General features: G+C 66.9%; 21 protein-coding genes. 9 read left to right on the forward strand and 12 right to left on the reverse strand.

Annotation, left to right across the window (positions count from 1 at the left end; all coding sequences use genetic code 11):
• The first annotated feature begins 37 nt into the window (after positions 1–37).
• The gene (locus tag ACW17V_RS07830) at positions 38–592 is read left to right on the forward strand and encodes a glycoside hydrolase family 19 protein (RefSeq protein WP_492108287.1); all 555 of its coding nucleotides are present in this window, start codon (positions 38–40) and stop codon (positions 590–592) included.
• Here the strand turns inward: ACW17V_RS07830 and ACW17V_RS07835 are convergent, their stop codons facing one another.
• Complete coding sequence (locus tag ACW17V_RS07835) at positions 593–1,186, reverse strand: DUF4287 domain-containing protein (protein WP_492108288.1); 594 nt, start codon at positions 1,184–1,186, stop codon at positions 593–595.
• A 53-nt stretch (positions 1,187–1,239) separates the two neighbouring features.
• On the opposite strand from ACW17V_RS07835, the gene ACW17V_RS07840 reads away from it, so the two are divergent.
• Positions 1,240–1,671 (forward strand): HIT family protein, encoded by a 432-nt coding sequence (locus ACW17V_RS07840; RefSeq protein ID WP_492108289.1) that lies wholly within the window; start codon positions 1,240–1,242, stop codon positions 1,669–1,671.
• A gap of 8 nt (positions 1,672–1,679) precedes the next feature.
• Positions 1,680–2,225, forward strand: a complete 546-nt coding sequence (locus ACW17V_RS07845) for a GNAT family N-acetyltransferase (protein ID WP_492108290.1) — start codon at positions 1,680–1,682, stop codon at positions 2,223–2,225.
• Positions 2,226–2,282: 57 nt separating this feature from the next.
• On the opposite strand, the gene clpA is transcribed toward ACW17V_RS07845, so the two are convergent.
• The 4 genes from clpA to ACW17V_RS07865 all read right to left on the reverse strand — a co-directional run bounded on the left by clpA (position 2,283) and on the right by ACW17V_RS07865 (position 7,022).
• Positions 2,283–4,619 carry an ATP-dependent Clp protease ATP-binding subunit ClpA gene (clpA, locus tag ACW17V_RS07850; protein ID WP_492108291.1) on the reverse strand — a complete coding sequence of 779 codons (2,337 nt, stop codon included), beginning with the start codon at positions 4,617–4,619 and terminating at the stop codon, positions 2,283–2,285.
• 13 nt (positions 4,620–4,632) lie between these two features.
• Complete coding sequence (gene clpS, locus ACW17V_RS07855) at positions 4,633–4,962, reverse strand: ATP-dependent Clp protease adapter ClpS (protein WP_062147013.1); 330 nt, start codon at positions 4,960–4,962, stop codon at positions 4,633–4,635.
• Between the two features lie 242 nt (positions 4,963–5,204).
• Positions 5,205–5,603 carry a DUF3224 domain-containing protein gene (locus ACW17V_RS07860; RefSeq protein ID WP_492108292.1) on the reverse strand — a complete coding sequence of 133 codons (399 nt, stop codon included), beginning with the start codon at positions 5,601–5,603 and terminating at the stop codon, positions 5,205–5,207.
• A 162-nt stretch (positions 5,604–5,765) separates the two neighbouring features.
• On the reverse strand, positions 5,766–7,022 hold the full coding sequence (locus ACW17V_RS07865) for a DNA polymerase IV (RefSeq protein ID WP_492108293.1): 1,257 nt from the start codon (positions 7,020–7,022) through the stop codon (positions 5,766–5,768).
• A gap of 100 nt (positions 7,023–7,122) precedes the next feature.
• On the opposite strand from ACW17V_RS07865, the gene ACW17V_RS07870 reads away from it, so the two are divergent.
• A complete protein-coding gene (locus ACW17V_RS07870) occupies positions 7,123–8,385 on the forward strand; it encodes an FkbM family methyltransferase (RefSeq protein ID WP_492108294.1) in 1,263 nt (420 codons plus the stop codon).
• 6 nt (positions 8,386–8,391) lie between these two features.
• Here ACW17V_RS07870 and ACW17V_RS07875 read toward each other — a convergent pair whose 3' ends face one another.
• Both ACW17V_RS07875 and ACW17V_RS07880 read right to left on the reverse strand, forming a co-directional pair.
• A complete protein-coding gene (locus ACW17V_RS07875; protein ID WP_492108295.1) occupies positions 8,392–9,279 on the reverse strand; it encodes an ROK family protein in 888 nt (295 codons plus the stop codon).
• Entirely contained in the window at positions 9,276–9,923 is a 648-nt protein-coding gene (locus tag ACW17V_RS07880) for a hypothetical protein (protein WP_492108296.1), read from the reverse strand. Before ACW17V_RS07880 ends, ACW17V_RS07875 begins: the two co-directional genes overlap by 4 nt.
• A 121-nt stretch (positions 9,924–10,044) precedes the next feature.
• On the opposite strand from ACW17V_RS07880, the gene divK reads away from it, so the two are divergent.
• The 3 genes from divK to phoY all read left to right on the forward strand — a co-directional run bounded on the left by divK (position 10,045) and on the right by phoY (position 13,558).
• Positions 10,045–10,422, forward strand: a complete 378-nt coding sequence (gene divK / locus ACW17V_RS07885) for a cell-cycle response regulator DivK (protein WP_492108297.1) — start codon at positions 10,045–10,047, stop codon at positions 10,420–10,422.
• Entirely contained in the window at positions 10,419–11,783 is a 1,365-nt protein-coding gene (locus ACW17V_RS07890; RefSeq protein ID WP_492108298.1) for a PleD family two-component system response regulator, read from the forward strand. The genes divK and ACW17V_RS07890 overlap by 4 nt, the downstream gene beginning before the upstream one ends.
• A gap of 86 nt (positions 11,784–11,869) precedes the next feature.
• The gene (phoY, locus tag ACW17V_RS07895; RefSeq protein ID WP_492108299.1) at positions 11,870–13,558 is read left to right on the forward strand and encodes an alkaline phosphatase PhoY; all 1,689 of its coding nucleotides are present in this window, start codon (positions 11,870–11,872) and stop codon (positions 13,556–13,558) included.
• Between the two features lie 188 nt (positions 13,559–13,746).
• Here phoY and rpmG read toward each other — a convergent pair whose 3' ends face one another.
• From rpmG to ACW17V_RS07910, 3 genes are all read right to left on the reverse strand, one after another.
• Positions 13,747–13,914, reverse strand: a complete 168-nt coding sequence (gene rpmG, locus ACW17V_RS07900; protein ID WP_007673017.1) for a 50S ribosomal protein L33 — start codon at positions 13,912–13,914, stop codon at positions 13,747–13,749.
• An 81-nt stretch (positions 13,915–13,995) separates the two neighbouring features.
• Positions 13,996–14,457 (reverse strand): DUF6265 family protein, encoded by a 462-nt coding sequence (locus ACW17V_RS07905; RefSeq protein WP_492108300.1) that lies wholly within the window; start codon positions 14,455–14,457, stop codon positions 13,996–13,998.
• Between the two features lie 23 nt (positions 14,458–14,480).
• The gene (locus tag ACW17V_RS07910) at positions 14,481–15,209 is read right to left on the reverse strand and encodes an NUDIX hydrolase (RefSeq protein WP_492108301.1); all 729 of its coding nucleotides are present in this window, start codon (positions 15,207–15,209) and stop codon (positions 14,481–14,483) included.
• A gap of 109 nt (positions 15,210–15,318) precedes the next feature.
• On the opposite strand from ACW17V_RS07910, the gene ACW17V_RS07915 reads away from it, so the two are divergent.
• Positions 15,319–16,617 carry an amidohydrolase gene (locus ACW17V_RS07915; RefSeq protein WP_492108302.1) on the forward strand — a complete coding sequence of 433 codons (1,299 nt, stop codon included), beginning with the start codon at positions 15,319–15,321 and terminating at the stop codon, positions 16,615–16,617.
• Between the two features lie 266 nt (positions 16,618–16,883).
• Here the strand turns inward: ACW17V_RS07915 and ACW17V_RS07920 are convergent, their stop codons facing one another.
• Positions 16,884–18,017, reverse strand: a complete 1,134-nt coding sequence (locus tag ACW17V_RS07920; protein ID WP_492108303.1) for a pyridoxal phosphate-dependent aminotransferase — start codon at positions 18,015–18,017, stop codon at positions 16,884–16,886.
• A 65-nt stretch (positions 18,018–18,082) separates the two neighbouring features.
• Here ACW17V_RS07920 and ACW17V_RS07925 point away from each other — a divergent pair, with 65 nt between their 5' ends.
• Positions 18,083–19,132, forward strand: coding sequence for an SGNH/GDSL hydrolase family protein (locus tag ACW17V_RS07925; protein WP_492108304.1), 1,050 nt, complete (start codon positions 18,083–18,085; stop codon positions 19,130–19,132).
• 33 nt (positions 19,133–19,165) lie between these two features.
• Here the strand turns inward: ACW17V_RS07925 and rnr are convergent, their stop codons facing one another.
• Positions 19,166–21,481: a ribonuclease R gene (gene rnr / locus ACW17V_RS07930; RefSeq protein WP_492108305.1), complete on the reverse strand. Its 2,316-nt coding sequence runs from the start codon at positions 21,479–21,481 to the stop codon at positions 19,166–19,168.
• Positions 21,482–21,562: the final 81 nt, after the last annotated feature.

The following is a 21,562-nucleotide window of genomic DNA, read 5'->3' on the forward strand; positions in this document are numbered from 1 at the left end:
TGTTTCCCTTCGCGATCATAAACGCGTGGGCGGGACCATGAACCGGGAGTTCTTCTTTTCATTTGTCAGGGCGCAGCTGTTTGGCGGCAAGCTGAAGCAATCGCAGGTCGATGGCCTGACCGCGATCCTTGACTATTGGGACGCCCATATGGCGGCCAAGGATGATCGCTGGCTGGCCTATGCCCTGGGCACGGCCTACCACGAGACCGACAAGACCTTCGGGCCGATCCGCGAATATGGCAGGGGCAAGGGCAAGCCGTATGGCGTCCCGACCCCGCCCCATGGCCAGATCTATTACGGCCGGGGCCTGGTTCAGCTGACCTGGAAGGACAACTACCAGAAGATGTCCACCAAGCTGGGCGTCGACATGGTGGCCGATCCCGACCTCGCCCTGTCGCTGAAGAACGCCGTGCCGGTGATGTTCCTGGGCATGGAGCAGGGCCTGTTCACCGGCGTGGGCTTTGGCCGCTACTTCAATGAAACGAAGGGCGACTGGGTGAACGCCCGTCGGATCATCAACGGAACCGACAAGGCCAATATCATCGCCGACGAGGCGAAGATGTTCTACGCCGCCATCAGCCATACGGTCTGATCAGGACCTGTCCCAGGCCGCCTTCAGCAACGCCCTGATCTCGTCATCCACATCGGCTGGCGAGGCCAGGGCGACCCTGGCCTTCAGCCGTTCCGACCAGCCCTCGTTCTTCGGCTCGAACAGGCGAGGGGAGGCGTCGGGCGTCAGCGCCAGACCCAGCGACGCGGTCCCACCCTTGGCGGGCTTGATCGCCGCGAACTGCACCTTGTTGGACCAGGCGGTGAAGGCCTTGCGCTGGCCGGTGACCAGGCCGGGAAAGTCGGCGACGACGGCTTCGACCGCTTCGAGGATCGCGGTGGAGGCCGGGTCGGTCCACAGGCCCGCGCGCAGACCGGCGGCGTCATCCCAGCCCATGGTCGAGGGAAAGGCTTCCGACAGGATCAGGGCCGCGCGATTGGCGCCGATGCCATGATGGGCCTTCAGCCACTCGGACCGCGCCCGGGGTTTGGTCTCGGTGCAGTCGCGCCGCACGATCTCGATCCATTCGGCCAGGGTCTTGCCGGTCTCGCGTTCCAGGTTCTCGCGGATCGAGGCGAACCATTTCTCCTGCTTCTCGGTCAGGCCTTGAGGCTTTTCGCTGGACTTGGTCGTCATGCTTGCGCGCCTCCCGTGGTTTGCTACGACACCCCTCGCATGAGGAGACGGCCATGAGCCTTCACGGAACCTACGACCCCGACAACATCTTCGCCAAGATCATCCGCGGCGAAATGCCGGCCGTGAAGGTGTTCGAGGACGATCAGGTCCTGGTCTTCATGGACGTCTTCCCTCAGGCGCGTGGCCACATGCTGGTCATCTCCAAGACCAGCAAGGCCCGCAACCTGCTGGAGGCCGAGGCCAAGACGCTGGGCCGTCTGATCGGCGCCACCCAGAAGGCCGCCGCCGCCGTCACCGCAGCGCTCAAGCCTGACGGCGTGATCGTCACACAGTTCAACGGCGCCCCGGCCGGCCAGACCGTGTTCCACCTGCATTTCCACGTCATCCCCCGCTACGAGAGCGAGGCCCTGGGCGCGCACGGCAAGGGCATGGCCGATGTCGAGGAGCTGAAGGCCCTGGCCGAGAAGATCGCGGCGGCGCTTTAGGCGTCGCGATGACCGGCCCACGGCTCGAAACGTCCCGCCTGATCCTGCGTCCGCCGGTCGAGGGCGATCTGGATGACTGGGGGGCGCTGGACGCTGATGAGCGCGTCACCACCTGGATCGGCGGCCCGCAGGATCGCGCCGCCTCCTGGCGCGGGCTGGCGACTGTCGCGGGCATGTGGGCGTTGCGGGGCTGCGGGCTGTTCTCGGTGATCGAGAAGGAGTCTGGCGCGTGGATCGGCCGCGCCGGCCCATGGATGCCCGAAGGCGCGCTGGGAACCGAGATCGGCTGGGCGTTTGCCGGTGCGGCCCAGGGCAAGGGCTACGCGACCGAAGCCGCCCGGGCCGCCATGCACTGGGCGTTCGAGACGCTGGGATGGGCCGAAGTCATCCACGGCATCGACGCCGGGAACACGGCCTCCATTGCCGTGGCGCAGCGCCTTGGCTCCACCTGGTTGAGAGCGGCCGTTGAACCTGACGGCAAGGTTACGCAGATCTATGGGCAGGGCCGCAGCCAGTGGCTGTCGAGGTCGGCGTCGGGGGACTTGCACGACTAGAACGAGCCGGAATCGAAAGAGGCCCGGATCGCTCCGGGCCTCTCGATGGTGCTGGATCTATTCGACGAGGACCGGTTCGGCTTCGGTCTCGGTGGCCGCGGAGCCCTTGGCGGGTTTTTCCGGGGTGCTTTCGATCTCGAAGTCGATCTTGCTGTCCTTGAGGATGATCTTGACGTGGCCGCCGCGCACCAGACGTCCAAACAGGATGTCGTCGGCGAGGGGCTTCTTGATGTGCTCCTGGATGACCCGGCCCAGCGGACGGGCGCCGTAGAGCTCGTCGAAGCCGTTCTTGGCCAGCCAGTCGGCGGCGTCGTCGGACAGTTCGATCGTCACGTTCCGGTCGGCCAGCTGGGCCTCCATCTGCATGACGAACTTCTGCACAACCTGGCGGATGATCTCCGGCGTCAGCGGCTTGAAGGCCACGACCGCGTCGAGGCGGTTGCGGAATTCCGGCGTGAACAGGCGCTTGAGGGCGGCCTCTTCCTCGCCGACCACCTTGTCGCGACCAAAGCCGATGGACTGGCGTTGGGCGTCCGAGGCGCCCGCATTGGTGGTCATGATCAGGACCACGTTGCGGAAATCGACCTTCTTGCCGTTGGAGTCGGTGAGAACCCCGTGGTCCATGACCTGCAGCAGGATGTTGTAGACGTCCTGGTGAGCCTTCTCGATTTCGTCGAGCAGGACCACGGCGTGCGGGTGCTGATCGACGGCGTCGGTCAGCTGGCCGCCCTGATCATAGCCGACATAGCCGGGAGGGGCGCCGATCAGGCGGCTCACGGTATGGCGCTCCATGTACTCGGACATGTCGAAGCGGATCATCTCGATGCCCAGCGTCAGGGCCAGCTGCTTGGCGGCTTCGGTCTTGCCGACGCCGGTCGGGCCGCTGAACAGGAACGAGCCGATCGGCTTGTCCGCGTCGCGAAGACCGGCGCGAGCCAGCTTCATGGCCGAGGACAGCTGCATGATCGCGTCGTCCTGACCGAACACCGCGCGCTTCAGATCCGTTTCCAGCTCCTTCAGCGCCTCGGTGTCGGACTTGGAGACCGACTTGGGCGGGATGCGGGCGATCTTGGCCACGACGGCCTCGATCTCCTTGACGCCCAGCACCTTCTTGCGACGGTTCTCGGGCAGCAGCATCTGGCCGGCGCCGGCTTCGTCGATCACGTCGATCGCCTTGTCGGGCAGCTTGCGGTCGGTGATGTACTTGGCCGACAGCTCGACCGCGACCTTGATGGCCTCGTTCGTATATTTCAGCTTGTGAAAGTCCTCGTAGTAGCTCTTGAGCCCCTTGAGAATCTTGATGGTGTCTTCCACCGACGGCTCGTTGACGTCGATCTTCTGGAAGCGACGGACCAGGGCCCGATCCTTCTCGAAGTGCTGACGGAACTCCTTGTAGGTGGTCGAACCCATGCAGCGCAGGCTGCCCGAGGCCAGAGCCGGCTTCAGCAGGTTTGAGGCGTCCATCGCCCCGCCGCTGGTCGCGCCGGCGCCGATCACGGTGTGGATCTCGTCGATGAACAGCACCGCATTGGGGTGGTTCTCGAGTTCCTTGACCACCTGCTTGACGCGTTCCTCGAAGTCGCCGCGATAGCGGGTGCCGGCCAGCAGCGCGCCCATGTCGAGCGAGAAGATGGTGGCTTCCGCCAGGACCTCGGGGACCTGATGGGTGATGATCTTGCGGGCCAGGCCTTCGGCGATGGCCGTCTTGCCGACGCCGGGCTCACCCACCAGCAGGGGGTTGTTCTTGGTCCGCCGGCACAGGATTTGGATCGCGCGTTCCACTTCGTTCGCGCGGCCGATCAGGGGGTCGACCTTGCCCTGGCGGGCCTTTTCGTTGAGGTCGACGCAATAGGCTTCCAGAGCCTCGCCACCGGTCTTGGTGTTGGGCTTTTCGGCGTCGTCTTCGGTGGCGCCGGTGCTGGCGCCCTTGACGGCCTTGGGCTCGGACGCGCCGGCCTTCTTGGCGATGCCATGGGCGATGAAGTTCACCGCGTCATAGCGCGTCATGTCCTGCTCTTGCAGGAAGTAGGCGGCGTGGCTTTCGCGCTCCGAGAAGATGGCCACCAGCACATTGGCGCCGGTGACTTCTTCGCGGCCCGACGACTGCACGTGGATTACGGCGCGCTGGATCACGCGCTGGAAGCCGGCGGTCGGCTTGGCGTCTTCCTCGTCGTCGACGATCAGAGAGGCCAGTTCGACGTCGAGATAGTTGGCCAGGCTCTTTTTCAGAGCGACCAGATCGACGTCGCAGGCGCGCATCACCCCGGCGGCGTCATCGTCGTCGGTGAGGGAGAGGAGCAGATGCTCCAGGGTCGCGTATTCGTGCTTACGCTGGTTGGCGTAGGCCACGGCGCGGTGGAGGGATTCTTCGAGAGGGCGAGAAAACGAGGGCAAGGGGGGAGGCTCCTCAGTCTTTTTCCATGGTGCACTGCAGGGGGTGCTGATGACGGCGCGCCGAGTCGATGACCTGCGCAACCTTCGTTTCAGCAACTTCGTAGGTATAGACGCCGCACACACCAACACCGTGTTGGTGAACGAGCAGCATGATCCGGGTCGCGTCTTCGCGTGACTTGTTGAAGAACCGTTCGAGGACGTACACGACGAATTCCATCGGCGTGTAGTCGTCGTTCAGAATCAGTACTCGATAGAGCGAAGGCTTCTGTGTCTTCGGTTTCACCTCAGTGATGACCGAAGATCCAGTTCCGTTATTCTGTCCGCCTTGCTTCCGCTCGGCCATTGACCGTTTTCTCCCGACGGGCCGAACCACCCGCCTTACTAGGATTAGATATGGAAACGCGCGGGCTTTGGAAGAGGCCCACGCGCAACTGCGCCGCTTTAACACAGGGGCGCCCTGCAAAAGGACTTCACGATTGGGAGAACGGAGGCCGTGCGACGACGGTTTCCTGGGCGAGGAGCCGAAATGGTGCGCGAGAGCGTGTCGCGCAAGGGGCGCTCGGTCAGCGTCGCCCGTCCGAACCGCTATTGGACGGGCAGGGTGTAGTGCAAATCATAGAGGTGCTTGCCGTCGACGATCTCGATGCTGAGGCTTCCAGCGATGCCCTTCAGGGCGCCGCCGCCCGAGTCGGGCACGATATCGACCTTGAGGCTGCGCTCGGCGCCGCGCATCACGCCCTGATGAACCAAAGCGAAGCTGCCGGCCTTGCCGTGCAGCGTTCCGGTCACGCGCTCGATCGCCACATAGACGGCCGACCCGGGCGTGTCAGCCCCGGCGGTCAGCATCTGACCCTTGCCCGTCGCCTCCAGATCGCCATGGAAGGTCTTGTCCAGCGACATGCGGCCCAGGGTCGAGCCTTCGCCGACGTCCTGATCCTGCGGCGCCATCTTCACTTCGAAGGGCCCCCGGGCGTGATGGGTCATGGCAGGAGCTCCGGGCGTGGATATTGGGACGGTCTGGGCGGCGGCGATCGGGGACAGGGTCAGCGTCGCCAACAGCGCGAGAACCAAAACAGGCGGCGATGACATGCTGGCTCCTGGGATAACGCTGATCCTTGATAACGGAACGCTCGGCCTGGGCAACCGTCAGCGGCTCTTGAGCGCACGTCCCGTCATCACCGCCCCGGCGCCGAATTTGCCGCGCAGCACGTCGATGGTCTTTTCCTTCGCGAGGGTCTGACGCTCGTCGCCGGCGAAGAAGTCGTCGGCCGCGCCCTCGGCCGGGACGAACTCGGTCAGGCCGGCCCCGATCAGGCGGTAGTAGGTTCCGCCGGGCTCAGCGGCCAGCAGTTCGCGGGCCACCTGGAACAGGGTGCGCGCCGTCTGGGTCGGCACCGCCAGGGTGCGACGGCGGGTGTGGACCTTGAAGTCGGGGGTGCGCAGCTTCAGCGTCGCCACGCGCCCGGCCACGCCCTCGGCCCGGGCCTGCCGAGCGACCCGTTCGCACAGCGGCCAGAGCTCGTCCTCCAGGTCCTCGCGCTTGAAGAGGTCGTCATTGAAGGTGGTCTCGGCGCTAATGGTCTTTCGCACCTGATCGGGATCGACCATCCGCGCGTCCTGGCCCTGGGCCAGTCGGTGCAGGCGCAGGCCGCTTGAGCCCAAGGTGGCGGCCAAATGCTTCAGGTCGGCCGCGGCGATGTCGCCCACGGTGCGAAAGCCCTCGGCGGCCAGGGCCGTGACCGTTGCGGGGCCGACGCCGGGCAGGATCGAGACGGGCTTGCCGGCCAGGAAGGTCCTGGCCTCGGACGCGCCGATCACCGAGAAGCCGCGCGGCTTGTCCAGTTCCGAGGCGATCTTGGCCAGGAACTTGTTGGGCGCCAGACCGATCGAGACCGTCAGGCCCACCTCGCGCTCGATCTCGGCCTGCAGGCGAGCCAGCACCAGGGCGGGCGGCGCGCCGTGCAGCCGCTCGGTTCCCGACAGGTCGATCCAGGCCTCGTCCAGGGACAGAGGCTGGACCAGCGGGGTCAGGGCCTCCACGCGGCTGAAGATCGCCCGGCTGGCCGCCTTGTACTTGGCGAAGTCGGGCTTGATGACCACGGCCTGCGGACACAGCTGCAGGGCCTTGTACATCGGCATGGCCGAGCGCGCGCCGCTCATGCGGGCGATATAGCAGGCGGTGGTCACCACGCCGCGCTTGCCGCCGCCGATGATGACGGGAAGGTCGCGCAGCTCCGGCCGGTCGCGTTTTTCAACGGCGGCGTAGAAGGCGTCGCAGTCCATGTGCGCCATGGCCAGATCGCCCAGATCGTCATGCACGACCAGGCGCGGCGAGCCGCAGGCCGGGCAGCGCCGGGGCCTGTCCTCGCCGGTCCAGAAACAATCGCGGCAGAGCGCCTTCATTCTCAAGCGTGGCTCTTCAGAAACCCGAAACGCAAGGCGAACCTATCGCGAATCGATGGCGAGGCGTTCAGTCGAGCCCGCGTGTCATGCGGATGATCCTGTGGACCTTGAACTCTTCAAACGCCTGCGGTTGCAGGGCTATACGCCGCGGACGATGCTGGATATCGGCGCGAACGTGGGCATGTTCACCTGGTCGTTCATGCAGGTGTATCCGTCCTGCAAGCCCACGATGATCGAGCCCAATCCTCACTGCGAGGAGAATCTGGTCAAGTTTCCCTTCGAGCGCCACATGGTGGCCGCCTCGAACGAGAACGGCGAGGCTGAGCTTTTCCTGACCCGGGAATGGCTGCAGTCCACCGGCAGCTCGCTCTATCGGGAAAACTCGCAGCACTTCCGCGACGAGGTCGTCATCCGCGAGGTGGTGCCCAAGGCTCGCCTCGATGACCTGCTGACCGACCGGCAGTTTGATTTCGTCAAGATCGACACCCAGGGCGCGGAACTGGACGTCCTGCAGGGCGGCCGAGAGGTCATCGGCAAGGCCGACTATGTGATGATCGAGATCTCGCTGGCCGACTACAATCCCGGCGCCGGGCGCGCCGAGGAGATCATCGCGGCGCTGGCTTCGATGGGGTTCGTCACCACCGAGACCCTGGCCCTGTTCCGCTGGCAGGGCGAGCCGGACGGCAAGGTCGTGCAGATCGACTGCATCTTCGAACGCCGCGTGCCGCGCCCCTCGCAGGGCGGCGTGTTCGGGCCGCACAATGACACCGCGGCGCTTGTCGCGTTCCTGCAGGATCAGAAGCAGCGCAACTGGAATTTCAGCGTCCTGCAGATCGGGACGGCGCCGCCGGAGCTGGGCGGCCTGGCCAGCGCCTCGATCGGCGAGCCTGAAAGCCCGTCAGCGATCCATTTCGCCGGCGACCTGAACAACGAGAGCACCTGGCGGGCGCTGCTGGACCATGTGGCCCGGCATGGGCGGTTCTCCTATGCGGTCTGCCCGCATGTGATCCAGCGCATGGCCGATCCCGACCTGCTGCTGCGCATGCTGCCGCTGGTCGCCGAGGCGGGATTCCTGTCGGCGCCGGCCCGCTACATGGAGCTGTCCAAGACCGAGGGGCCATATCGCGGCGGTATCGATCACCGCTGGATCCTGGATTCGTTCGAGGATCGTCTGACCCTGGCGCCCAAGCTGGGCCTGCTGGAATACATGGCGCTGCAGAACGAGGCTGCGATCACCCAGTACGGACCGTCCGAATACCAAGTGACCTGGCGAGGCGGCCTTGACGTCCAGAGCCTGCTCCAGCCCGGCCTGCACCAGCAGGACGTCATCAGCCGCTACAGCGCCTTCCTCGACCGGCCCTGATCCGGCCTAGTCTGGCGGCCACAGCCAGGCCGCGCCCCGGACGCCGGAGCTGTCGCCATGCAGGGCCTTGAGCACAGGGGTTTCGAAGGCGTCGGAAAATACGTGCGGCGCCATGGCAGCGGGCAGGCGCTCATACAGGGCGTCGACGTTCGACAGGCCGCCGCCCAGCACGATGACATCGGGGTCGATCAGGTCGCATACGACCGCCAGGGCGCGTCCCAGACGGTCGATGTGGCGATCCAGGGCCGCCATGGCCCCGGCGTCGCCCGCCTCGATCGCGGCCAGGGCCGCCTGACCGGTCGGATGGCCGGCGTCGCGGGCGAAGGCCGGGCCGGCGACCCAGGTTTCCAGGCAGCCGTTGCGACCGCACCAGCAGGCCGGACCGGGATACTCTTCCGGCCGGGGCCAGGGTAGGGGCGTGTGGCCCCATTCACCGGCTATGCCGTTGCGCCCCTCGATGATGCGTCCGTCGACGACCACGCCGCCGCCGCAGCCGGTGCCCAGGATGGCGGCGAACACCACGCCTTGTCCGGCGCCCGCGCCATCGGCGGCTTCCGACAGGGCCAGGCAGTTGGCGTCGTTGGCCAGGCGGACGGGGCGCTCCAGCCGCGTGGCCAGATCCTGTTCGAAGGGGCGGCCATTCAGATAGACGCTGTTGGCGTTGCGGATCAGGCCCGTACGGGGCGAGATCGAGCCGGGGATGCCCATGCCCAATCGTTCGGCCTTGGCGCCGGCCATGGTCTCGGCGTCCGCCAGCAGGTCGGCGACCACCTCCAGGGCCTCTTCATAGTTGCCGGGGTTGGGCTTGCGGACACGGGCCACGAAATGGCCGTCGCCATCCAGGGCGGCGGCCTCGATCTTGGTGCCGCCGAAATCGATTCCGAAACGGATCATGCGAACAGTCGCGCCTCGATCGCGGTCTTCAGGTGGGGCCAGTGGTCGATGCGGGCATGACGGTCCGGCGCGCTGGGCGCCAGGGGGCGCAGGCGCTCGTCGCTGACCATCTGGAAGCGGGTCACGTCGGGCGCGCTGGCGGCGACCGATTCGAGTTGCGGCAGCAGGTCGTCGATAAACACCGACGGACCCGAGGTGCGGCTGGCCAGCTGCGCCGCCGACGGCCCCTTGGGACCGCTGTTGATCACCAGCGGATAGTCAAAGCCATGGGTCTTGAGCCAGCGGGCGCGGGCCTGGCGGCCATGCTCGGGCGCGTTGGTCAGGATCACCACGCCGGCGCGGGTCGACAGATCGGCCAGGGCGTCAGCCGCGCCTTCCGCCGGCATCAGGTCGTCGGCCCCGTCGCGGAAGAAGTCGTCGAACAGCACCTTTCCGGCGATAAGGTCCAGGTGATCGGTCTCGCCGGGGCGATAGATGTTCTGGAACAGGGCGAAGCGGTCGACGCGCAGCTCGAAGCCGTGCCGGCCGATGAACGACCCGAAGCCGCGCATGAACTGGGCGAGAACCTCATCCACATCGACAATCACCAGCGGCGCGCCGGGAGCGATGGTGCAGGCTTGAATGTCGGAGTAACTGGGTTCCATGATCTGCGATCGGCCGGTGTTAACGCGATTAGCGCGGGCTTAAGGATATTCGTGCGATCTGGAAGACAGAAGCGACGCGAATCCCTCAGGCGTCGCCACGGACCGTATGGTCGGGGTCAGGATGACGAAGAAGGTCCTCATCGTGGAGGATAATGAGCTGAACATGAAGCTCTTTCATGATCTGCTCGAAGCCCAGGGTTATGAGACCCTGCAAACCCGCGAGGGTCTGCAGGCGCTGTCCATTGCCAGGGAAAATCGCCCCGACCTGATTCTCATGGATATCCAGCTGCCGGAGATCTCGGGACTCGAGGTCACCAAGTGGCTCAAGGAAGACGAGGACCTGGCGCACATCCCCGTGGTGGCCGTGACGGCCTTCGCGATGAAGGGCGACGAGGAGCGGATCCGGGAAGGCGGCTGCGAGGCCTATATCTCCAAGCCGATCTCGGTGGCCCACTTCCTCGACACCATCAAGCGCCTGCTGGAGAAGACCCCGGCATGAGCGCGCGCATCCTCGTCGTAGACGACATCGAAGCCAATGTTCGCCTGCTCGAGGCCAAGCTTTCGGCCGAGTATTATCAGGTCAGCACCGCCAACGACGGCCCCACGGCCCTGGCGATGGCGGCCAATGATCTGCCCGACATCATCCTGCTGGACGTGATGATGCCCGGCATGGACGGCTTCACCGTCTGCAAGCGCCTGAAGGAAGACCCGATCACCCGCCACATCCCGGTGGTGCTGGTCACGGCGCTGGACGGTCGCGCCGACCGTATCCAGGGCCTGGAGGCGGGCGCCTCGGACTTTCTGACCAAGCCCATCGACGACGTCATGCTGTTCGCCCGCGTGCGCAGCCTGACCCGGCTGAAGCTGGTCATCGACGAACTGCGCCAGCGCGAGGCCTCGGGCCGCCGCATGGGCGTGATCGCCGGCGCCGCCTCGCGCCTGGACGGCCTTGGCGGCCGGGTTCTGATCGTCGACGACAACGAACGTCAGGCCCAGCGCATCGCGGCCGAGCTGAGCATCGAACACCGCCCCGTGGTCGAGTCCGACCCGGAAAAGGCGCGGATCAGCGCCGGCGGGCCGGTCGACCTGGTGATCATAAACGCCGCGGCCAAGGGCTTTGACGGCCTGCGCTTCGCCGCCTCGCTGCGGTCCAACGAACGCACCCGACACCTGCCGGTGCTGGCCATGGTGGATCCCGACGAGCGTCAGCGGATGGTCAAGGCGCTGGAAATCGGCGTCAACGACATCCTGCCGCGCCCCATCGATCCGCAGGAGCTGTCGGCCCGGGTCAAGACCCAGATCCAGCGCAAGCGCTACACCGACTATCTGCGCAACAATCTCGATCACAGCCTGGAACTGGCGGTCACCGACCAGCTCACCGGACTGCACAACCGTCGCTACATGACCGGCCAGCTCGATTCGCTGGTCCAGCGCTCGGTGCTGGGCGGTGATCCGGTCGCGGCGCTGTTGATCGACATCGACCACTTCAAGAAGATCAACGACACCTTCGGCCACGACGTCGGCGACGAGGTGCTGCGCGAGTTCGCCCTGCGCCTGGCCTCCAATGTCCGCGCCATCGACCTGCCTTGCCGCTACGGCGGCGAGGAGTTCACGGTGATCATGCCCGATACGCAGCTGGAAGACGCCATGCGCATCGCCGAGCGGATCCGCATGCACGTCTCCGGCTCGCCCTTCCGGGTGGCCCAGGGCAAGGAACTGCTGACCGTGACGATCTCGATCGGCGTCTCGGCGACCCTGGGCGAGCACGACAGCCCCGAGGCCCTGCTGAAGCGGGCCGACGAGGGCGTCTACGAAGCCAAGGCTTCCGGCCGCAATGCGGTGGTCGGCCGCGTCGCCTGAGGTCGCGTCGCGAGCGAAATACAATCTTCATCGTCCTGTCGCGGCTGCGAGCTTGCGCGGGTGGCCCGTTTGGGCAATTTGCTCGGATGAATACTCCGCTGACCTCACTCGTCGCCGCGATGGCTCTTTCGATGGGCCTCGCCGTTTCGTCCCAGGCCGCGCCGGTCGCCAAGCCTGCGCCCAAGCTGGTCGTGGTGATCTCCATCGACCAGTTCAGCTCGAACCTCTTTACCCAGCATCGCCCCGAGTTCACCGGTGGCCTGGGCAAGCTGGCGCGGGAGGGCGTGGTCTATCCCAACGGCTATCAGTCGCACGCCATGACCGAGACCTGCCCGGGGCACTCCACCCTGCTGACGGGCAAGCACCCCAACAAGACCGGCATCAGCGCCAACGACTGGTATGACGCCAGCCAGGGCAAGCAGGTCTATTGCCTGAGCGACGACAGCGTCACCCTGGCCCATGACGCCAAAGGCCGCGCGGTCAGTCCCAGGAACATGGTCGCGACCGCCTATGGCGACTGGCTGAAGACCGTTTCGCCGACCAGCCGGGTGTTTGGCGTCTCGGGCAAGGATCGCGGCGCGATCACCATGGCGGGCCATAAGGCCGACGGCGCCTTCTGGCTACAGCCGGGCTTTGGCTTCACCACCTTTGTTCCGCCTGGTGACACCGCCGAGGCGCGTCTCAAGCCCGTCGCGGCCTTCAACGCCAGGATGCTGGCGGATCTGAAGAAGCATCCGTTCGTCTGGAACTATTCCGACAAGCTGGTCGGCGGCTCGGCCAAGCGCTGCAAGGCGCTGGAGGCTGACTACGAGACCGGCGGCCGCAAATGGCGCGCGGCCCTGCCGATCCCGCCGGCGACCAGCGAGGCCGACAAGCTGCGTGACCTGGGCTCCAGCCCCTATCTCGACCAAGTGACCCTAGAGTTGGCGGCCGAGCTGCGCGACGCCTACGGCCTGGGCGACGGGCCACAGGTGGATGTGCTGACGGTCAGCCTGTCGGCCACCGACTATATCGGCCACCGCTACGGCACGCGCGGCCCCGAAATGTGCGACCAGATGGTTCGTCTCGACGAGCGGCTGGACACCTTCCTGGGCAAGATCTCCAAGGCCAAGGGCGGCGTTCTGGTGGTGCTGGCGGCCGACCACGGCGGCGCCGACATGCCGGAGCGGCTGCACGACGAGGGCTACGACGCCGACCGCATCGCCACCAAGACCTGGCTGGGCAAGCTGAACGCCACGCTCCGCGCCGATCTGGACCTGTCCTACGATCCCTTGGTCGCGGACGGCGGCATCAACACCATCGATGTCGTCGGCCCCGACAGGAAGACCCTGCCGCTGGTCGAGCACATGCGGATCACGGCGGCCGCCCTGGCCCTGATCTCGCGCCAGCCCGAAGTGATCGAGGCCTTCGACGTCAACAGCCTGCTGACCGCCGAGCCCGCGCCCGCCGACGCCTCGCCCGAGGAAATCTCGATCAAGGAGCGCATGCGCCGCAGCGCCTATCCGGGCCGCTCGGGCGATATCGTCATCGCCTTCAAGCCCGACCTCGTGCCGGCGACGGCGGGGGCGACCTATGTCTCCACCCACGGCAGCCCATGGGACTACGACCGCCGGGTGCCGATCATCTTCTGGTGGAAGGACGGCGCGCCCCGCGAGCGCATCCTGCCGCTGGACACCGTGGACATCGCCCCGACCATCGCGGCGGTGACGGGTGTGAAGCCGCCGGCGGATATCGATGGGCGCTGCCGGCCGTTGGGCAGTGGGCACGATTGCTAGGCTTTAGCTCCTCCCCTCCGGGGGAGGTGGCCCAGAGGGCCGGAGGGGGCTAGCTCGGCCAATATCCAGCCAGCCCTCTCAGTCGCTCCGCGACAGCTCCCCAGAGGGGGAGCATCGACTATCCGGAATCAAAAACGCCCGGCCATTTCTGGCCGGGCGTTTTCGTATGTCGTACCTGTCAGGCAGATCTACTTGATCTTGCCTTCCTTGAATTCGACGTGCTTGCGGATGACCGGATCGTACTTCTTCAGCACCATCTTCTCGGTCTTGGTGCGGGCGTTCTTCTTGGTCACGTAGAAGAAGCCGGTGTCCGCCGTCGAGTTCAGGCGGATCTTGATTGAAGCCGGTTTGGCCATGGTCGAATCCCTGCGGTATCGCGCAGGGTACCCGCGCGCTGGAAATGAGAGGCGCGGAACATACTCATCAATGCGCCAAAGTCAATTGCCGGCGGGGCAGCGCGTGTAGGGATAGTCCACCGATCGGGCCTGACCGCCGATCTGGCCCTCGATCCGGCCGATAATGGTCCGGGCGTCGACGCGCTTGTACAGAATTCGCTGGGGAAAGTCGTGGGCGGGCTCCTCGAACACCACTGTGTCGTCGGTGATCTCCTTGAGGGGGAAAGTCGCTTCGGCCTGGCCCGAGGGCTTGGCGATGAACCCCAGCCTGCCGTCGGGACCGGGCGCGATTCGCAGGAACTCGAACTCGCGGACCTTGCCGTCCTTCAGGGTGCGGCTCATGCCCAGCATGACGCCGCCGCCGGGCGCCATCCACTGCTCGTCGACGCGGCCATTGGCGCGGATCTGCATCCAGCAGCCCGTCATCCAGGACAGGCGGCTGACATCGGGTTCAGGCGCGGGCGGCGTGGTCGCCAGGGCGGACGCGAAAAGCAGAGCCAGCATGTCGATCTCCCCCGAGCGCCGGCTTAGACATAGGTCAGGTTCCGGGCGCCGTTAAGGAAGCGCATGAAGGGGGCGGGGCGTCCAGCATCCTTCAACCTCTGGCCGATCTCGGCCACCACGAAGCGGGTGATATTGGGCAGGTCCAGGGCCATGGCCTCGTCGAAATCCACCCAGGCGATCTCGTCCAGCTCGCCGCAGTCGGGCTGGCGGTCCAGGCTGATCAGGGCCTCCGCCGACGCCATGAAGAACCGGGCGTCGAAGCGGCGGGTGCGATAGGGCGGGGTGATGGCCCGGGCCACGAAGGCCAGCGGCGCAAGGTCGGGCAGGGCGCCCTGGGCCAGGAACGGCCGCCACGCCCCCGCGGCGGGCCGTGAAGGCGCGGGACGGGCCAGCAGCAGGCCTGTCTCTTCGAAGGTCTCGCGGATGGCCGCCAGGCCCAGCGCGCGGGCCAGGGTCGCGGGGCTGGGGTGACGCGGCTGATGGGTCAGGCGGGCGGCGACCTCGGGCGCCAGTTCGCTGGCCGAGGGCGCGCGATAGTCGCCGCGATCCACCCGGCCGCCGGGGAACACCCACTTGTCGGGCATGAAGGCGTGGCCGCCCGCGCGGCGTCCCATCAGCAGGCGCGGCTTGGCGGCGTCGGTGCGCACGATGATCAGGGTGGCGGCGTGGCGCGGTCGCAGCACGCCGGCGCCCGGCTCGCGCACGGCGGCGTCGTTGATCGTGTCGAATTTGGCGTCGATCGGCTCGTCCATGACCCAAGCTTAGTCCGATCGCGCCATTCGCAAAGCCGCCCCTTACGTCAGCTTGACCACCCCGATGCAAGCACCCCAATGTCCGCCGGCTTTTCAGAGGGAGACGCGCATGTTTGGACGGGTTTCGACGCTGGCGATCATGGCTGGCCTGGCTTTCGGCGCGCCGGCCCTGGCCGCGCCTTCCGCCGCCAAGGTCGAGGCGGCCGCCAAGGCGGTCCAGCCCAAGGTCGTCGCCTGGCGCCGCGACCTTCACCAGAACCCGGAACTGGGCAACCAGGAGGTCCGCACCGCCGCCATCATCGCCAAGGAGCTGAAGGCGCTGGGCTTGGAGGTCCGCGAGGGCGTGGGCAAGACCGGCGTGGTCGGCATCCTCAAGGGCGGCAAGCCCGGCAAGGTCGTGGCCCTGCGCGCCGACATGGACGCCCTGCCGGTCGAGGAAAAGACCGGCCTGCCGTTCGCCTCCAAGGCCACCGCCACCTGGGAAGGCCGCACGGTCCCCGTCATGCACGCCTGCGGCCACGACACCCATGTCGCCATGCTGCTGGGAACCGCCACGGTGCTGGCCGGCATGAAGGCCGACATCAAGGGCACGGTGGTCCTGATCTTCCAGCCGGCCGAGGAAGGCCCCCAGGCCGGCGAGGAAGGCGGCGCCAAGCTGATGATCCGCGACGGCGCGCTGGACCAGCCCAAGGTTGACGCCATCTTCGGCCTGCATATCGGCCCGGCCGACGCCCACCTGCTGAACTACCGGCCGATGGGCTTCTACGCCTCGTCCGACCGCATCGCGATCACGGTGAAGGGCAAGCAGACCCACGGCGCGCGGCCCTGGGCCGGCATCGACATGGCCAGCATCGCGGCCGACATCATCCAGGCCATGAACCAGATCGCCGCCCGTCAGGTCGATGTCGGGGTGTCGCCCTCGGTCGTGACCATCGCCACGATCAACATGGGCATGCGCCAGAACATCATTCCGGAAGACCTGGTGATGGGCGGGACCATGCGCACCTTCTCGACCGAGCGCCGCGCCGACCTGATTTCCAAGGTGCAAAAGAGCGTCGCCGCCATCGGCGACCGCTACGGCGCCAAGGCCGAGGCCGTGTTCACCCAGCCCTATCCGGTGACCTACAACGATCCCGACCTGTCGAAGTGGGTGAAGACCTCGCTGTCCAAGGCCTCGCCCGGCAAGGTCGATGACAACGCCGCCCTGGTGACCGGGGCCGAGGACTTCTCGATGTACGCCCAGAAGGTGCCCGGCGTGTTCATCCAGCTGGGCGGCCGCCCCGCCAGCGTGCCAGCGGCGGGCGCTCCGGCCAATCACTCGCCCTATTTCGACATCGACGAGGCGGTGCTGGAAACCGGCGTGAAGGCCGAGGTGTTCATGGCGCTGGACTATCTGGAGAAGAAGTAGTTCGTTACTTTTATAGAGCCGCGAATTTCAAAAACTGGAGCGTCAATTTATGTCTGATGCCGTCGTACAATTGGCGCCAACCATTATTCTGGGTGCGATCTATGCAGTCATCGTATGGATTGTTGCAAAAAAGCGTGGTTTGAGTCCTTGGGGTTGGACCATAGGAGCTCTAGTTCCAGTTCTGGGTCTTTTTGTATCAGCGATCTTTATGCTGTTGAGCTTCTTGTCAGTTTTGGACCGCCTCAACGCCTTGGAGGGGAAGCAGGTCACTTAGAGTAGGCCCCAAACCACGGAACCAGCCGCCGCAACGCCTCCTCGACCTCCGCCGTCGAGACCGCGAAGCTGAAGCGCATGAACCGGTGGCCCTCGATCGGATCGAAGTCGATGCCCGGCGCCGTCGCCACGCCCGTGTCGCGCAGCATCTGCTGGCAGAAGCCCATCGAGTCGTCGGTCAGGTGGCCGATATCGGCCCAGATGTAGAAAGCCCCGTCCGGCGGCGCGATCTTCGCCAGACCCAGCGAGGGCAGGGCGTCCAGCAGCAGCTGGCGATTGGTCCGATAGACCTCGACATGGCCGTCCAGCTCCTCGTGGCAGTCCATGGCGATCAGGCCAGCATGCTGGCTTAGCGACGGGGCGGTGAGGAACAGGTTGCCCATATAGGCCCGCGCTCGGTGCACATGCTCCAGCGGCGACAGCAGCCAGCCCAGCCGCCAGCCGACCATGCTGAAATATTTCGAGAAGCTGTTGACCACCAGGGCGCTGGGCTCGAACTCCAGCATCGAGCGGACCGGGCCAACGTAAGACAGGCCGTGATAGATCTCGTCGCTGACGATGCGGATGTTGCGGTCGCGACAGACGGCGGCGATGGCGGCCATTTCGTCGTCGGCGATGACGGTGCCGGTCGGGTTGGCGGGGCTGGCCACGATGACCCCGGTCGGTGCGGGATCCAGCGCGGCCAGATGCGCGGCGGTCAGCTGGTAGCGATCCTCCGGCCCGCAGGCGATCTCGACCGGGACCAGGTTCAGGGCCTTCAGCGTATTGCGGTAGGCCACATAGCCAGGACGGGCCAGGGCCACGTGGTCGCCGGCCTCGAACGATGAAGCCAGGGCCATCACCAGGGCCGGCGAGGCGCCGCAGGTCAGGATGATCTGCTCGGGATCGACCTTCACGCCATGCCGGTCGTCATAGTGGCGGGCGATGCGGGCCTTCAGGGCGGGGCTCTCCCAATAGCCCAGGCCGTCGGTGTCCAGCACATGGTGGGCGCGTTCGATCGCGGCCCTGGGCGCGCCGGTCGAGGGCTGGCCAAACTCCATGTGGATGACTGAACGCCCCTCGGCCTTCAGCTGGTGGGCCAGCCGGCTGATGGCGATGGCGTGGAACGGGTCGAGGTCGGGGCGCATGATTTCCTGTTAGCCGGGATCGCGCGGCTATGACAGATGGAGCGGGCTACCTGCTGGAGTCGACCATGCGATCCATCCTCCTCGCCGCGCTGGGCGCCCTTGTGCTGTCGTCGGCCGCTCCAGCCGCCGCCCAGACCGCCCTGGCTCCGAACATCGGCGGACGGGTCGCTCCGGCGCCGGACGGCGGCCTGTCGTTCGGCTGGCCCGGCGTCTATTTCGAGGGCCGGTTCTCTGGTCCCTCGGTGACGGTGGCGGTCGAGACGGGCTCGGAGCATCTGGCGGTCAGCATCGACGGCCAGGTCCGCGCCGAGCTGCGCAAGCCGGGCCTGGCGCGCCTGACCTTCGATAATCTGTCCCCCGGCGAGCACGTGGTGCGGCTGGACAAGCTGACCGAGAGCCAGACCGGCGCGGCGCGTTTCATCGGCTTCTTCGTCGGACCCGAGGGACGGCCCCTGCCGCCGGTCGCGCGGCCGCGCCGCATCGAGTTCATCGGCGACTCCTACACCGTGGCCTATGGGGTGCGCTCGACCCGCTTCGCCTGCACGGAGGCAGAGGTCCACGACCTCACCGACACCAGCCAGTCCTTCGCGCCGATCCTGGCGGGACGCCTGAACGCCGACTACCGCATCGTCGCCTTCTCGGGCCGGGGCGTGGTGCGCAACTACAGCGGCCTGGCGCCTGGAGAGCCCCTGCCGGCCCTCTATCCGCGCCTGATCCCGGGCCAGGCCGAGCCGCGCGTCGATCCGGCCGATCCGTGGAAGCCCGACCTGATCGTGGTCGGCCTGGGCACCAATGACTTCTCGACCCCGCTGAAGGCCGGCGAGGCCTGGCGGGACGAGGCCGACCTGCGGACCGACTATCGCGACGCCTATGTCGCCTTTATCGCCGCCCTTTCGCGGCGCGACCCGGAGGCGCGGTTCCTGCTGCTGGCGGGCGACACCTTCGCCGATGATGTGCAGCAGGTGGCCAGGCGGCTGAACGGGGCCACGGCCGATCTGGCCACCCCCGTGCGGGTCACCGGCATGGAGCGCACCGCCTGCCACAGCCACCCCTCGGCCGCCGACGAGCGGATGATAGCGGACCTGCTGGCGAAGGCCGTCCAAGGTCTGAAATGACAGAGGCTCCCCCGGAGGGGGAGCCTCTGAAAATTACCGCCGCTTCCCGCGCCGCACGCCCTTGGGCAGGCCGCCTCGCGGTTTCACCGCCGCCTGACGCCGCGCGCCCAGGCGGGGCAGCGGAGCCCTCGGGTCGGCCGGCAGCGGGTCGCTCAGCATCTCGAACAGCAGGCCGCCGGTGACGGGCGTGGCCTCCACCAGCTTGACCTCGACCTGCAGGCCCAGCGGCCAGCGCTTGCCGGTGCGCTCGCCGACCAGGGCGTGCATCCGCTCGTCATGGACAAAGAACTCCTGGCCCAGGGTCGAGACCGGGATCAGGCCGTCGGCGCCCGTGTCGTCCAGCTTGATGAACAGGCCAAACCGCGTGACGCCGGTGATCCGGCCATTGAACGTGGCCCCCACCCGGTCGGACAGGAAGGCGGCGATGTAGCGGTCGGTGGCGTCGCGCTCGGCGGCCATGGCCCGGCGCTCGGCATAGGTGATGGTCTCGGCGGTGTCCTTGATCTGGCTGATGTCCTGATCGGTCAGGCCGTCGTCGCCCAGGCCCAGGGCGCGGATCAGGGCCCGGTGCACGATCAGGTCGGCATAGCGGCGGATCGGGCTGGTGAAGTGGGCGTACTTGGCCAGGTTCAGGCCGAAGTGGCCCAGATTGTCGGCGCTGTAGTGGGCCTGCATCTGGGTGCGCAGCACCACCTCGTTGACGATGGCGGCGTGCGGGCCGTCGCGGGTCTCGTCCAGCAGCTTGTTGAAGCGCGAGGTCTGCGGGGCCTCGCCCTTGTTCCACTTGATCTCCAGCGTCGCCAGGAACTCGGCCAGGTTCTGGACCTTCTCCTGGCTGGGCGTGTCGTGGACGCGATAGATCAGCGGCGTGCGCTTGGCTTCCAGGCTCTCGGCGGCCGAGACATTGGCCTGGATCATCATCTCCTCGATCAGCTTGTGGGCTTCGAGGCTGGCGCGGCGGTTGATCGAGGCGATCTCGCCATCCTTGGTGATGACGATCTTGCGCTCGTCGCTCTCGATGCCCAGCGGCGAGCGGATCTCGCGACCCTTGCCCATCAGGCGGAAGGCGGTCCACAGCGGCGTGAGGATCGCGTCCAGCAGGGGCGGGGCCTTGTCGCCGTCCTGGCCGTCGGGCGGGATCACGCCGTCGATGGCGGCCTGGGCCTGCTCGTAGGAGAGCTTGGCGGCGCTGCGCATCAGGCCGCGCACGAAGCGGTGGCTCTTCTTGCGACCGGCGCTGTCGAACACCATCCGCACGGCCAGGGTGGCGCGGTTCTCGCCTTCACGCAGGCTGCACAGGCCGTTGGACAGCACCTCGGGCAGCATCGGCTCCACCCGGTCGGGGAAGTAGACGCTGTTGCCCTTCTCGCGGGCTTCTTTGTCCAGGGCAGAGCCCGGGCGCACATAGGCGGCGACATCGGCGATGGCCACCCACACCACCCAGCCGCCCGCGTTGCCGGCGTCGGGATCGGGGTGGGCATAGACGGCGTCGTCGTGGTCGCGGGCGTCCACGGGATCGATGGTGACGAACGGCAGGTCGCGCAGATCGTCGCGACCTTCCAGCGTCGGCGGCTTGGCGGCGGCGGCCTCGGCTTCGGCCTCTTCGGAGAAGCCGACCGGAATACCGTGGCTGTGAATGGCGATCAGTGAGGCGGCGCGGGGGTGGTCCTCGCGGCCGACGACTTCCAGCACCTTGCCCATCTTGGGGCCATAGCGGCCTGAGGCCGAACCGACCTGGGCCAGGACGAGATCGCCGTCCTTGAGGTCCTTGGCTTCCTGCTCGTTGAGGATCAGGGATTCCTTGGACTTGCGGTCCACCGGCTCGACCCGGGTCTCGCGGCGATGCCGGCGGATGACGCCCAGAATCTTGTGCGCGCTCTGGCCCAGCTTCTTGATCAGCCGGGCTTCCATCTCGCCGTTTTCCAGGCGCTCGAAGCGCACCAGCAGACGGTCGCCCATGCCCGGCGCGCCGCCGGCGTTCTCGTTGCGGGCCGGCGACAGGCGCACCAGCGGCGCATCGTCGCCGGACTTGGTCAGCTTGACGAACATGTCGCCGTCGGCGTCGCGATCGACCACGTCGGCCACGCCCACCGGCGGCAGCGAGCCGGCCTCGGCGAAGCCCTTGCGGCCGCGCTTGCCCAACTCGCCCTGGGCTTCCAGTTCGCGCAGCATCTCGCGCAGGGCCCGGCGATCGACGCCCTTGAGGCCAAAGTGACGGGCGATGTCGGCCTTGCCGCTTTCACCCGCGCTGCGCAGGAACGCCAGCAGGGTCTCGCGATCCGGCAGGCCGGCGGGCGGCTTGGCGGCGGCGGGGAACTTGGACGACTTGGGCGTGCGCGGTTTGGCCATGTGCTGGGATAACCCGGCAGCGGGGAAAAAGGCCAAGGGAAAGACGCCGGAACCACCCGGAACTGGCCGGCGAGCCGTCAC

Source organism: Caulobacter sp. FV2ye17ST (assembly GCF_058680955.1).

What these genes read in the sequence shown, in the direction of transcription:
- ACW17V_RS07830 (WP_492108287.1), top strand. Translation starts at nt 38, where the DNA reads ATGAACCGGGAGTTCTTCTTTTCATTTGTCAGGGCGCAGCTGTTTGGC.
- ACW17V_RS07835 (WP_492108288.1), bottom strand. Translation starts at nt 1,186, where the DNA reads ATGACGACCAAGTCCAGCGAAAAGCCTCAAGGCCTGACCGAGAAGCAG.
- ACW17V_RS07840 (WP_492108289.1), top strand. Translation starts at nt 1,240, where the DNA reads ATGAGCCTTCACGGAACCTACGACCCCGACAACATCTTCGCCAAGATC.
- ACW17V_RS07845 (WP_492108290.1), top strand. Translation starts at nt 1,680, where the DNA reads ATGACCGGCCCACGGCTCGAAACGTCCCGCCTGATCCTGCGTCCGCCG.
- clpS (WP_062147013.1), bottom strand. Translation starts at nt 4,962, where the DNA reads ATGGCCGAGCGGAAGCAAGGCGGACAGAATAACGGAACTGGATCTTCG.
- ACW17V_RS07860 (WP_492108292.1), bottom strand. Translation starts at nt 5,603, where the DNA reads ATGACCCATCACGCCCGGGGGCCCTTCGAAGTGAAGATGGCGCCGCAG.
- ACW17V_RS07865 (WP_492108293.1), bottom strand. Translation starts at nt 7,022, where the DNA reads ATGAAGGCGCTCTGCCGCGATTGTTTCTGGACCGGCGAGGACAGGCCC.
- ACW17V_RS07875 (WP_492108295.1), bottom strand. Translation starts at nt 9,279, where the DNA reads ATGATCCGTTTCGGAATCGATTTCGGCGGCACCAAGATCGAGGCCGCC.
- ACW17V_RS07880 (WP_492108296.1), bottom strand. Translation starts at nt 9,923, where the DNA reads ATGGAACCCAGTTACTCCGACATTCAAGCCTGCACCATCGCTCCCGGC.
- divK (WP_492108297.1), top strand. Translation starts at nt 10,045, where the DNA reads ATGACGAAGAAGGTCCTCATCGTGGAGGATAATGAGCTGAACATGAAG.
- ACW17V_RS07890 (WP_492108298.1), top strand. Translation starts at nt 10,419, where the DNA reads ATGAGCGCGCGCATCCTCGTCGTAGACGACATCGAAGCCAATGTTCGC.
- phoY (WP_492108299.1), top strand. Translation starts at nt 11,870, where the DNA reads ATGAATACTCCGCTGACCTCACTCGTCGCCGCGATGGCTCTTTCGATG.
- rpmG (WP_007673017.1), bottom strand. Translation starts at nt 13,914, where the DNA reads ATGGCCAAACCGGCTTCAATCAAGATCCGCCTGAACTCGACGGCGGAC.
- ACW17V_RS07905 (WP_492108300.1), bottom strand. Translation starts at nt 14,457, where the DNA reads ATGCTGGCTCTGCTTTTCGCGTCCGCCCTGGCGACCACGCCGCCCGCG.
- ACW17V_RS07910 (WP_492108301.1), bottom strand. Translation starts at nt 15,209, where the DNA reads ATGGACGAGCCGATCGACGCCAAATTCGACACGATCAACGACGCCGCC.
- ACW17V_RS07915 (WP_492108302.1), top strand. Translation starts at nt 15,319, where the DNA reads ATGTTTGGACGGGTTTCGACGCTGGCGATCATGGCTGGCCTGGCTTTC.
- ACW17V_RS07920 (WP_492108303.1), bottom strand. Translation starts at nt 18,017, where the DNA reads ATGCGCCCCGACCTCGACCCGTTCCACGCCATCGCCATCAGCCGGCTG.
- ACW17V_RS07925 (WP_492108304.1), top strand. Translation starts at nt 18,083, where the DNA reads ATGCGATCCATCCTCCTCGCCGCGCTGGGCGCCCTTGTGCTGTCGTCG.
- rnr (WP_492108305.1), bottom strand. Translation starts at nt 21,481, where the DNA reads ATGGCCAAACCGCGCACGCCCAAGTCGTCCAAGTTCCCCGCCGCCGCC.